Genomic DNA, 12,752 nt, shown 5'->3' on the forward strand with positions numbered 1-12,752 from the left:
AGTTTTAAGAAATCAAGATAAGAGTTACACTCAATATTGAGTACAACTCTTATCCTGACGTTAAGTTTATTAAATAAAATCTATTTTTTATTTAGAACCGCTTTGAACTACTTCTGCCATATTATTAGTTCCTGTTTGTAAAATTACACTAGCATTCATATCTCCTGATTGAGTTACATTTGTCATATTCCCAGTTCCAAATTGAGTATCTTCTGCTACGTTCATAGTTCCTAACTGTAATATATCACTTACATTCCCTACTCCGTTTTGAGAAGAGATTGCAGTATTTTCATCTCCGAATTGAATTTGGCTTGTTAAGTTACTCTCTCCACCTAAATTTAAATCAGAATATCCTTCTTGTGTAGCTTCTGCAACATTACCTGTTCCTATTTGGATTTGAGAAACTGTATTTTCTCCTCCAAAAAACAAAATGTTTTGAGTAGCAGAGGCATTGTTTCTATCTCCTAATTGCGCTTGTTGTATTGTATTCTTGTCTTCTTCATGTCTAGCATAAGCATTATTATCATCACCAGACTGGTACTGGTTTACATATCCTCCTCTTGATTTAAAGGAAAACCCTCCTTGCTCAGAAGTTGCAACATTACCAAATCCTGATTGATCTTGAACCAGTACATTATCTGTTCCTGATTGCTCTCCTGAAGCAGTATTTTGTTCTCCTGATTGAGCTTGATCAGATATATTACTTGTACCATTTTGAGATACTTCTGCTAGATTTGCACTACCTTCTTGTATTTGTATAGCAAAATTATTCCCTCCAAAAGATCCTAAATTCTGTGTTGCATTCGCTCTGTTTGCATCTCCTGTTTGGCTTTGAAGGATTGTATTATCATCTTCTTCATGATTTGCAAAGGCATCATTTTCATCACCTACTTGAACCTGTTCTACTATTCCTCCTCTAGAATCAAAAACACTGCTCCCTTGTACTGAATTTGCATTATTCCCACCTCCTTGTTGATCTTGACTCAAAGAATTATTGTTACCCCATTGCTCTGCAGTTGCTATATTAGCATCTCCTACTTGAGATTGTGAAGAGAGATTATTATCACCTTGTTGTATTATAGTAGATGCATTAAGATTACCTTCTTGCGCCAATTCGCTATAGTTATCTACTCCCAACTGTTCTGCTGATGCAGAATTACCATTACCATACTGAGCTTGGTTTGCAACATTGGTTTCTCCTTCTTGAGATACAGTAGCTTCATTCTTATCTCCTTCTTGAAGCTGTTCTGTGATATTACCTCCTCCAAAATATTGTAAATTCTGAGTAGCACTGGCAGAGTTACCATTACCTACCTGAACTTGATACACTTGGTTACCCGACTCTTCATGTTGTGCAAATGCCGAATTTTTGTCTCCTGTTTGTGATTGTTCTACAATTCCATTATTAGAATTAAATAAACTACTTCCTTGAATAGCTTCAGCTGAATTTGCCATACCTTCCTGTACCGTTAAAGAACTATTAGAATCCCCTATTTGTACAATATTTGCTCCATTATCATCTCCCGTTTGACTAACATTACTATTGTTTGATTGTGCGACCATTGCCGTAGTACTTAATAAAGTTACTAGGCCAAAAACTAGTTTTTTCATATGTGATATATATTAAAGTGATTAAATTGAGTTATTCTTTAAAAATTACAGCATAAGAGTTAACCAAGACTAGAAAACATCTAATCTTTTATCTTACTTTAAGTAAAAATATATTTTGGGACTTATTAAAAGGGGTGTATCAAAAGTATGACGACCATTTTGATACTATCAAATTTAGCAAAATATTAAGCTATTATTATGAATTTTTCAACTATTCGATGAAATACATACTAAAAACCCATAGAAAAACATTTTTCTATGGGTTTTAAAGGCTTCAGAAATAGTTAACTTTTTGTTAAATCATTTTCTAAAAAGAGTTAGTAAGTTAATTCTTACGCTTTTATCTAGTAAATAACAACTCTCTATATTTGGTCAATGGCCATAATTCATCATCAATCAATAGTTCTAACTTATCACAGCTATACCGAATTTCATCAAACAAAGGCCTCACTTTGTCGCAATAACTAGAAGCTTTTTTCTCTAGGTCCTCAAGTTTATTAGCTTTTTTTCTAGCCTCAGTCATTTCATTAACTTTTGTATTGATTTTTCCGATATGTCCAGAAATCTCTTCTATAATCTCCATTTGCTCCTTGGCATATTTTTTAAAATCTTTACCATATAATTCTTTTAATCCAGAAACATTATTTATCAGCATGTTTTGATAACGTATTGCTGTTGGAATTACATGGTTTCTTGCAATATCTCCAAGAACTCGGCCTTCTATTTGAATTCTCATCACATATTCTTCTACTTCTATTTCATATCGAGCTTCTGCTTCTATCTTATTCATCACTCCCATCTCTTCAAAAAGCTTCACGTTCTTTTTAGATATCTTTGCTTTTAAAGCTTCAGGAGTGGTTTTATTATTACTTAACCCTCTCTTTTTCGCTTCTTTTTCCCATTCTTCACCATATCCATTTCCTTCAAAAAGAATATTTTTGGATTGTTTGATATATTCTCTTAATACATTAAAAATTGCTTCATCTTTTTTGAGTCCTTTTTTATCAATTAATGCATCAACTTCTATCTTAAAATCAACTAGTTGTTTTGCAACTATTGTATTAAGTATTGTCATCGGGTTTGCACAGTTTGCTTTTGAACCTACTGCTCTGAATTCAAATTTGTTTCCTGTAAAGGCAAAAGGAGAAGTTCTATTACGATCTGTATTGTCTAGTAATATCTCTGGTATTTTCCCTACAACATTTAATTTTAAATCTGTTTTCTCTTGTGGAGATAATTTACCATCTGTCACTCCTTCTAATTCTTTCAGCACTGCTGTCAATTGTTCTCCTATAAACACCGACATAATTGCAGGAGGGGCTTCATTAGCACCCAAACGATGATCATTACTAGCAGACGCAATACCTGCTCTCATTAATTCTTCATTTTCATTAATTGCTTTGATTGTATTAATAAAAAATGTTAAAAATTGCAGATTACTCATAGGAGTCTTTCCTGGCCCTAATAAATTAACCCCTGTATTGGTTGCCAGCGACCAGTTATTATGTTTCCCTGATCCATTTACTCCTGCAAAAGGTTTCTCATGTAATAAAACCTTTAAATTATGGCGAGTAGCAACTTTATCCATCACATCCATAAGTAAAGAATTATGGTCAACGGCTAAATTTGTTTCTTCATAAATAGGAGCAAGCTCAAATTGATTAGGAGCTACTTCATTATGACGTGTTTTTACAGGAATACCAAGTAACATACATTCTGTTTCCAGGTCTCTCATATAGTCTAAGGCTCTGGTAGGAATACTTCCAAAATAATGATCATCTAGTTGCTGTCCTTTTGCAGGAGAATGCCCCAGTAATGTTCTCCCAGTCATCACAATATCAGGTCTTGAGTATGCCAATGCACTATCAATCAAGAAATACTCTTGTTCCCATCCTAAAGAGGCATTTACTTTTTTTACATTTTTATCAAAATACTTTGCTACCGCTGTAGCAGCATTATCAACTGCTTGCAAAGCTCTCAATAAAGGTGTTTTATAATCTAGTGCTTCTCCTGTATATGCAACAAAAACGGTAGGAATAGAAAGAGTTGTCCCATAAATAAAGGCAGGAGAAGTAGGATCCCATGCGGTATACCCCCTAGCTTCAAAAGTATTACGAATACCTCCATTAGGAAAAGAAGATGCATCTGGTTCTTGTTGAACTAATTGACCTCCTCCAAATTTTTCTATTGCTTGCCCATTACCAATAGTTTCAAAAAATGCATCATGCTTTTCTGCTGTTGCTCCTGTAAGTGGCTGAAACCAATGAGTATAATGAGTTACTCCTTTAGAAAGGGCCCACTCTTTCATTGCAGATGAAATTTGATCAGCAATCTTACGATCAATCTTAGAACCATGTTCTATTGCATCCATCACACTATTATAAGCATCTCTTGTTAGGTACTGAAGCATGGTTGTTTGATCAAAAACATTTTCACCAAACAACACAGACCGTCGTTCATCTTCTGTAACTAAAACAGGTTCACGATGTAAGGTCTCTTTTAGAGCTTGAAATCTAAGTGTTGACATAATTAACTAAGTTTTTATACAAAGATAAAAGAAGTTTCTATTATAGATATGAAAATTCTTATCTTTTAAATTAACAATTATTCAAAAGACCCTTAAAAAAAACAGGGTATTATCAAAAATAAGTAATTTTTCAGCTTTCTCACCCCTATTTTTTGGGTCTAATGTAAATATAACCTAATTTTGAAGCTTGTAAGTGTTCAATTTATAAAGCATTAATTATGAATAAGACTAAATTAGAGTACATTTGGTTAGATGGTTACGAACCAACTGCTAATCTGAGAAGTAAGACAAAAGTTGTAGAAAATTTTAGTGGAAAGCTTGAAGATTGCCCAATGTGGTCTTTTGATGGGAGTTCTACAAGACAAGCAAAAGGTGGTTCTTCTGACTGCTTACTAAAGCCTGTTGCTATTTATCCTGATCCTGTAAGAAAAAATGGTTATCTTATTATGACCGAAGTTCTGAATGCTGATGGAACTACTCACCCTTCTAATGCAAGAGCTACCATTGATGATGATGACAATGATTTTTGGTTTGGTTTTGAGCAGGAATACTTTATCATGGACAAAAACACTCAATTACCTTTAGGGTTTCCTGTGGGTGGTTATCCAGGTCCTCAAGGTATGTATTATTGTTCTGTTGGCGGAAGAAATACACACGGAAGAGAGTTTGTTGAGGAACATGCTGACTTATGTATTGCAGCTGGACTTAATTTTGAAGGTATCAATCAAGAAGTAGCTAGTGGCCAGTGGGAATTTCAATTATTCGCCAAAGGTGCAAAAAAGGCAGGTGATGAAATCTGGATTGCTAGATACTTACTCGATCGTTTAACTGAGCACTATGGATATTACATTGATTATCATCCAAAACCAATAAAAGGAGACTGGAATGGTTCTGGAATGCATGCTAATTTTTCTAATGAACTTTTGAGAACTTGTGGTTCTAAAGAAGTATATGAAACTATTTGTGAAGCATTCAGACCTGTTACCGAAGAGCATATAGCTGTATACGGTGAATTTAATGACCAAAGATTGACTGGATTACATGAAACACAATCTATAAATGAATTCTCTTACGGAATATCTGATAGAGGGGCTTCTATAAGAATACCTATCATTACTGTAGAGAACGGATGGAAAGGTTGGCTAGAAGATCGTCGTCCTGCTTCTAATGGAGATCCTTATAAGATCGCTGCAAGAATTGTTACTACTGTAAAAACCGCAGATGTAACGGCAGTATTAGCATAAAACATCTATTTACCAACTAAATTAAACGCAAAAGACACCTTTTTTGGAGTACTCCAAAAAAGGTGTCTTTTTTTATCTCTATTTTTCTTTTTCTTTAAATAAACTACGCACAAAGTATTCGTTTAAAGCAGACCTTTAATTTCAAGATAAGCTTCAAGACATTAAGAACTCACTTAGTAAACTTATTCTTCTATTTCAAAAATACCAAGGCTATAAAAACACAATAAGCGCCAAAGATTAAAATCCCTTTTGTACGACCAAGCACCATTCTCTTAGGTACAAATGCCAACGGAAGAAGAACCATTGCAAAACCAAGCATCCAGTAAATATTTACATTCATTAATGTCTCATCTTTTACTGCAATTGGCTGAATTAAAGAGGTTATTCCTAACACAGATGCTATATTAAAAATATTAGACCCAATAAGGTTTCCTAAAGAAATTGCTTTTTCTTGTTTGAGTGCTGCAATAACAGATGCTGCTAATTCAGGAACACTTGTTCCTACTGCTATTAAGGTAACTGCTATAACACCTTCACTAATTCCCATATTCACAGCAATAGTTTCTGCTCCTTTTACCAATAACTCTGATCCAAAATATAATGCGCTACCACCAATGAGTAACCAAATAACAATTTTGAAATTAGATGTTTTCTCTAAAGAATCATCAACTTCTTCTACTTCTACAGTAGATGCTTTTCTGGCTCTCCTTATTAATATAATAAGGTATACTAGCAAAGATAACGTCAACATCATTCCTTCTATACGAGTCAAAACTCCATCATTTTCTAAAACCAAATACAAGGCAAATGACAATAACACCATCACTGGCCAATTAAACTTATAAAAATCTTTATCAATAGCCAGAGGGCCAATTATTGCTGTGATTCCTAACACTAATCCTATATTAGCTATATTAGACCCTATCACATTACCTAAAGAAATATCTGATAATCCGTCTAATGCTGCCTGAATACTTACCAGTAATTCTGGTGCAGAAGTTGCAAAAGAAACTACTGTCAACCCAATTACCATACGAGATAATTTAAGTCGAAAAGAAAGTGCGACAGACGATCTAACCAAGAATTCTCCCCCTACAACAAGAAGTATCAATCCAATAATAACATAAAATATGCTAGTAATCATAAATTTTAATTTTGTTTGCGAAGATACTATTATATCAATACTTTTCTTCAAAAAAAAATAGCATCCATATTTCAGGATGCTATTTTAAAAACAGCTCTATTGTAGCAAATAAAACTAAGTTGTGTGTATTTTAATATAGATATTCTAATGCAACGATATCATATTGTCCAAATTCACCTTCATTATAAGGAAAACATGCATTCATTATCGAGGAAGAATCCTGGCTGGCTCCTGGAGTTCCAGGAATATAAATAGCTCCTTCGGGAGCAGCCGGCTCTCCACTCTGACCACAAGATTGTCTTGTATTCCAATCTGTATGTCTTAGTCCAAAACAATGTCCTAATTCATGAGTAAATAATCCTTCTAGTAATTGATCATCACCATGTCTATTTGCGCCTCCATTAATTTTTACTCTCTTAAATGGTTCTCCTGCTCTAGGAAATCCAGCCACTCCTCTAACTCCATCTTGAGGAATTTCATTAGAGTTTAATTGCGTATAGGCTACAATATCATTTGCTGTAAAATTTGTAGAAAAAACTAATTCTATCTGAAAACCAATATTAATAGCATTATAATTTGCTACTGCATATTGTAACCCTCTTTGAGCAACAGCACTAAGTCCAAAATTATTATTACCATTATACCCTACAACACGATATGTTCTTGGAGTACTCACCAAATTATTAGTTCTATATTGTTTACTCTGTACTCCTCCATGAAGGTCTGTTCCCATAATCTGATCATATGACATAGAGATATCACCTTCTATAATATACATTTCTTTTTGAGTACCATCTATATCTGTAATTATTTGTTTATGTACTCCATTTGAATTATAATGTAACTGTTCTATTTTTGCTAATACTTCTTTAGAAACCTCATTAGATACTTCTTCTGTTGTATCAAAAGAAGATTCTTTTTCACAGGATATAAAAACAGTTAGAATTACGGCATTAAATAATACCGTAAGGAATTTGAAATTTTTCATTGAATTTGTGTTTAAAGTTGTACTAATTTATTTGTATCCTTTATTAAAATTAAAACACATTACACCAACTGCTTATTTTTTTACATGAACCGTTACTTTTAACACATAAAACCAATAAAATCACAAAACATAAGTCAAAATTTTAATTCTTTTGTACATTCACGACCCATATAGCACCAATATGATAATTAAAAAAATAGCTTTTCCACTACTTTTAACACTACTCTGTTTAATTACTACTCCTATGTGTTCTAGTAGTATAACAAATGTATATTCAAAAAAAACAACACAAGATTCGATACTCGCTAAACTTATCGGAAATCAACAAAAAGCTACGTTACTAAATAATACTGATAGCATTATCAAAAGTGAACTAGCCTTATTACGTTATTATACATATACTCAATTAAAAAATACAGAAACTAAAGAGTTCTTTAATTTACTTAACTATTGCAAAGACAATAATAAGGCGAATTGTATTATTGAAATTTACTCTATGCTTGCTTTTCATATGCAAAAAAATGATCAGTTTTTAAAAGCCTTAGAATATTATAATATAGCAGATGAATTATCTCACGGATACCCAAAAGGGAAGTTAAAATGGTCCATCTTACTTAATCAAGGTACATTATTCAGTGAATTATTAGAACCCGAAATTGCTAGAAAAAAATTTAAAAGATCTTTTACATACATTCAACCTGGTAAAGATCACATGAGAGCTATTTCTTTATTAAACATCTCTACTACTTTTGAGAAGACCAACCCTGATTCTATGGCTTACTTTTCTAATCAGGCTATTCAGATACTAGAAAAAAATCCAGATCGTTTTAATTCATTAGAGATTGCAGCTAATAATGTAGCATACGGCTACATAAGACAAAATAAACTCAAGGAAGCTTCAGAGGTTATTGATAAGTATATTGATCTAGATAATATCTCTAATAACAAAAAGGAATCTTTTGTGTCGTTTTTTTTCAATACAATGGGAGAGTTAAATTATAAGTTAGGAAATTACGATACGGCTATAGAATATTACAAAAAATCAATACGCAAAATCAAAAACGAGCACCCTCCTTCTACTATTATGAGTTTAAATGATCTGGCAGAAATCTTTGAGATCAAAGGAGATTTAAAAAAATCTGTCTATTATTTAAAAGCAAAAGAAAAGTATCTTCAAAAGTTTAATGAAAATAAACTAAAAAGAGAAATCGCCAGATCAGAGTACAATAAGATTCTCAAGGAAAAAAATAAATTGATTACAAATCTGGAAACTAAAAATTTAAAAAACAACAAACAGGTTTACAATAGTAAAATTATCGCCTTGAGTTCTGGTATCATTACTTTACTATGTGCATTAGTCTTTTTTACTATTTATCAAAAAAGTAGATTAAAAATTTCTCAACTTAATGAAGAAGTAAGTATTACCAGATTGAAATCACTACGATCAATAATGAATCCTCATTTCTTATTTAATTCATTTAATACACTACAAAGTTTTATTCTTCAAAAAGATAAATTTGAGGCTAGTGAACATATGAGAGAGTTATCACAATTGATTCGTAAGGTATTGTCGAACTCTGATAGTTTATACATAAGCTTTCAAGAAGAATTAGAAATTATAAAAACATACATCATTTTAGAAAACAAAAGATTTGACAATCAATTTAAGCTACATATAGACATTGATCAAAATCTAATTGGACTGAACCCAAAAATACCTTCAATGATCATACAACCTCATCTGGAAAATGCGGTTACCCATGGGTTAAGCACTAAAAATAAAAAAGAACTAAAACTATCTTTCATAAAAAAACATAACTGTATCCAATGTATTATTGAAGATAATGGTATTGGAAGAAAAAAAGCTGCTTCGCTAAACAAAAAAGCAAAAAGTAGAAACCATCTGTCTATCGCTTCTGAAAATACTGCCGAAAGAATAAAGCTTCTTAAAAAAATAGGTTATAAAGAAACTTCACTAGAGGTTACAGACTTATTAGGCCATACTAATAAACCAAAAGGAACAAGAGTTATTCTTAATTTGCCAATTATAGATCACTATCATGAGTACACCACTAAAATGCGTTATCATTGATGACGAAAAAATGGCTCGTAACAGCCTAAAATTATTATTAAACACCTATTGCCCTCATGTAAAAATCACTGGAGAGGCTTGGGATCAAACATCTATAAAAAAACTATTTAAAGACCAAACTCCTAATGTTGTACTTCTTGACATCCAATTAGGAAACAGTACTGTTTTTGATATAATCCCTAACCTAGATCGTATAAATTCTAAAATAATTTTTACAACAGCTCATGAGGATTATGCTATCAAAGGATATAAATATGATGCTATTGATTATCTGCTAAAACCTATAGATCCAATAGAATTAAAAAAAGCTATAACCAAGGCCTCTCAATTTATCGAAAAAGAAAAAACACCTGAAAACAATATAGAAGAAAACTTAAAAGACTTTTTTCAATTAAGAGAATCCTCTCAAATTATACTATCAGATAGCAGAGGTTCTCACGTTATTAAAGTTAAAGATATTATGTATTGTATTGCAGAGGGTAATTACACTTCTATCATTTTAAATAACCAACCTCAAATGGTGGTTTCTAAAAACCTTAAATTTTTTGAAGAAAAATTAACTCCTTCCAACTTTTTTAGAATACATAAATCCAACCTAATCAATACTCATTACCTTAAACTACTTAGCAATGATGGAGGGTATATTGTAATGAGTGACGGAAAAACATTATCTATATCAAGAGATAAAAAGAGAGAACTATTGAATAGAATCTGATAGATCATCTACATCCAAAAAAAATGACCTCACAAAAAAGAGATTCATTTTTTGTATTTTTGAATCATGCAACGACAATTCTTTTCGATTATCGCCAAAATCAATAAAGCAATACTCCCTAGCTTTACAAAAAGACATTTAGATCTTAGTAAAGCTTCTAAGTTACAACTCCTTATTTTTGGTTGGAGACTTTATGTTACTAAAAGAGCTCTTGGCTGATAAAAATATTTTTTTGCAACATCTCTGTCTATTTTTCGTAATTAAGAAAAAATCAATTGTATTTATAAAAACAACCAAAATTTATAGTATGAAAAAGTGGGTCTTTATTGGGATAGGCATACTAGGTATGTTTTCCTTAACATCATTTACAAAACATCAAAATGATTATTTAACCGTTACTCAAAAAAACACTGATGAGGTAACAGCGATAATTAAGAAAAACACAACAGAAAAAGAATTGGAGGACATAAAAGGATTCTTTTTAGAAAATGATATTGAATTAATTATTAATAAAATAGATTTTAATAAACAAAAGGAAATTATTGGTTTAAGTATTGTTTTAAAAAAAGGAAATTCAAAAACTCAATATTCATCTTCCTCTAATACACCAATTTCAGAAATAAAATTAGGCTACAAAGATGGTGGTTTATACATTACAAACTCAGGAATGTCTGATATTATGGTTTTTAAAAAGCAATCTGGATTCAACAACCCTGCAATGGATATGGATAGCATCATGAGAGGTCATGGATTTGCTTTTAATTTTAATGATCATATGGATATTCAAAAACTTAAAGATCAAATCATGAAATCCTTTGATTTTGATGAGGATGAAAACGGGAACTTTACGTTTAATGGTCAGCATGCTACTCCTTTTCATAACTCAAGATCACAAAAATTTAATTTTGTGGATAACCCTGATATAAATAAGCTTATTATTATTGATGGTAAAGAAGCTGATTTTGATACTTTAGATAAACTTGCTAAATCAGATAAACTAGCCGAAGTAGATTTTTTAAAACCTACAACTGCAATTAGTATTTATGGTGACAAAGCAAAAGATGGAGCTATTATTGCAACCACAAAAAAATAGAAAATAATTCTAGTATATTATTTAGTAGCCTTCATAAAAATGAAGGCTTTTTTTTAATATTCCAAAAGTCTTGCTACAGGAACCCCTAGCTTGCCTCTTCCTTTTAGAAAGCTTAATTCCATAATAAAATTACACTGTACAACTACTCCTCCTAATTCTGTCACCAAATCACAAACCGCTTTTGCAGTACCTCCAGTAGCCAATACATCATCATGTATTAAGACATTCTCTCCTTTTTTAATTGCATCAATATGTATTTCTAAAATATCTTCTCCATATTCTAAGTCATAACTTTTTGATACTACAGAATATGGTAATTTTCCTTTTTTTCTCACGGGTACAAATCCAGCTTCTAATCGTTCAGCAATCATACTCCCCATTATAAATCCTCTAGCCTCTACCCCTATCACTTTATCAATCTTAATACCTTTTGGACTCAAATCAGCCAATTGATCCACACACGCTACCAAAGCTTTATGGTTACTCAATAGTGGAGTAATATCTTTAAACAAAACTCCTGGTTTAGGAAAATCTGAGATATCTCTGATATAATCTTGTATATTCATCGTTCGAAAATACTGAAAATAAAAAAAAGACGCTAAAAAAAGAATCCATAAACTAATTCCTTTTTCACTTCCCTTTTATTTTAACAATCGCATTATCAATCTATTTCAATCATTTTTTCAAGTATCATCTTTTAAAAAAAAAATTATACATCTTTTTATCTACAAAAAAACAATATAAATGTTGTGACCATTATAAAAAACTGTTATATTTGCACCCGCAAAAAGGCCTCGTAGCATAACTGAATAGTGCACTTGATTACGGCTCAAGAGGTTGCAGGTTTGAATCCTGCCGAGGTCACTTGATAATCAAAGAGTTACAGTAACAAAACACTGTAACTCTTTTTTATTTGCACAAAGCTTGCACAAAATATATACGATTATGGATCAATAGTTTAGCCTCTATAAGTTCGGAGTGCTCTTTTAAATTTCATAATACTATGAAATACAAGAAATGGACCTTAGTTCAGAAGCTAGAAATTCTATCAGTTTCGGAAGAAATAGGTATAGCAGAAGCTTATCGTAAGTACAGAAACAAATAATACCTATAAAACCAGTCAACACTGAACTCTAAAGAGTTATAATATTATTTATTCGATTAGTAGTATTTATATTTTTCCTCCAAATCGTTCCATTTTTCTCCACAGACCCTTTCTAAAATTTTACAAGGGGTTATTATGGATCAAGACTAATTGTTGTGTTTATGCAAATATTCTAGTTAATCTAAAGAGAAAGAATTCTACATTTTTGACTCCTCTAAATTGTGCTCTAAAGG

9 protein-coding genes and 1 tRNA gene are annotated in these 12,752 nt (G+C 31.7%); 5 read left to right on the forward strand and 5 right to left on the reverse strand.

Translation table 11 applies throughout. From position 1 onward, the window contains the following. Window positions 1-87: 87 nt before the first annotated feature. Window positions 88-1,611, reverse strand: a complete 1,524-nt coding sequence (locus DG508_RS09815; RefSeq protein WP_108867983.1) for a hypothetical protein — start codon at window positions 1,609-1,611, stop codon at window positions 88-90. Window positions 1,612-1,951: 340 nt separating this feature from the next. Continuing rightward, window positions 1,952-4,138 carry a glutamine synthetase III family protein gene (locus DG508_RS09820; RefSeq protein WP_108867971.1) on the reverse strand — a complete coding sequence of 729 codons (2,187 nt, stop codon included), beginning with the start codon at window positions 4,136-4,138 and terminating at the stop codon, window positions 1,952-1,954. Window positions 4,139-4,356: 218 nt separating this feature from the next. On the opposite strand from DG508_RS09820, the gene DG508_RS09825 reads away from it, so the two are divergent. Next, on the forward strand, window positions 4,357-5,382 hold the full coding sequence (locus tag DG508_RS09825; protein WP_103863563.1) for a glutamine synthetase beta-grasp domain-containing protein: 1,026 nt from the start codon (window positions 4,357-4,359) through the stop codon (window positions 5,380-5,382). A 190-nt stretch (window positions 5,383-5,572) separates the two neighbouring features. Here the strand turns inward: DG508_RS09825 and DG508_RS09830 are convergent, their stop codons facing one another. Both DG508_RS09830 and DG508_RS09835 read right to left on the reverse strand, forming a co-directional pair. Further along, window positions 5,573-6,526, reverse strand: coding sequence for a calcium/sodium antiporter (locus tag DG508_RS09830; protein ID WP_108867984.1), 954 nt, complete (start codon window positions 6,524-6,526; stop codon window positions 5,573-5,575). 130 nt (window positions 6,527-6,656) lie between these two features. Beyond that, on the reverse strand, window positions 6,657-7,514 hold the full coding sequence (locus tag DG508_RS09835; RefSeq protein ID WP_108867972.1) for a M57 family metalloprotease: 858 nt from the start codon (window positions 7,512-7,514) through the stop codon (window positions 6,657-6,659). Between the two features lie 181 nt (window positions 7,515-7,695). Between DG508_RS09835 and DG508_RS09840 the strand changes: the two genes are divergently transcribed. From DG508_RS09840 to DG508_RS09855, 3 genes are all read left to right on the forward strand, one after another. After that, window positions 7,696-9,606, forward strand: coding sequence for a tetratricopeptide repeat-containing sensor histidine kinase (locus DG508_RS09840; protein ID WP_108867973.1), 1,911 nt, complete (start codon window positions 7,696-7,698; stop codon window positions 9,604-9,606). Beyond that, window positions 9,575-10,321, forward strand: a complete 747-nt coding sequence (locus DG508_RS09845) for a LytR/AlgR family response regulator transcription factor (RefSeq protein WP_108867974.1) — start codon at window positions 9,575-9,577, stop codon at window positions 10,319-10,321. The genes DG508_RS09840 and DG508_RS09845 overlap by 32 nt, the downstream gene beginning before the upstream one ends. Window positions 10,322-10,628: 307 nt before the next feature. Further along, window positions 10,629-11,414, forward strand: coding sequence for a hypothetical protein (locus tag DG508_RS09855; RefSeq protein WP_159090787.1), 786 nt, complete (start codon window positions 10,629-10,631; stop codon window positions 11,412-11,414). Window positions 11,415-11,467: 53 nt separating this feature from the next. Here DG508_RS09855 and DG508_RS09860 read toward each other — a convergent pair whose 3' ends face one another. Then, window positions 11,468-11,980 (reverse strand): adenine phosphoribosyltransferase, encoded by a 513-nt coding sequence (locus DG508_RS09860; protein ID WP_108867977.1) that lies wholly within the window; start codon window positions 11,978-11,980, stop codon window positions 11,468-11,470. A 224-nt stretch (window positions 11,981-12,204) separates the two neighbouring features. Between DG508_RS09860 and DG508_RS09865 the strand changes: the two genes are divergently transcribed. Then, a tRNA-Arg gene (locus DG508_RS09865) sits at window positions 12,205-12,278 on the forward strand. Window positions 12,279-12,752: the final 474 nt, after the last annotated feature.

It is taken from the genome of Aquimarina aquimarini (assembly GCF_900299535.1).
GTDB classification, from domain to species: domain Bacteria; phylum Bacteroidota; class Bacteroidia; order Flavobacteriales; family Flavobacteriaceae; genus Aquimarina; species Aquimarina aquimarini.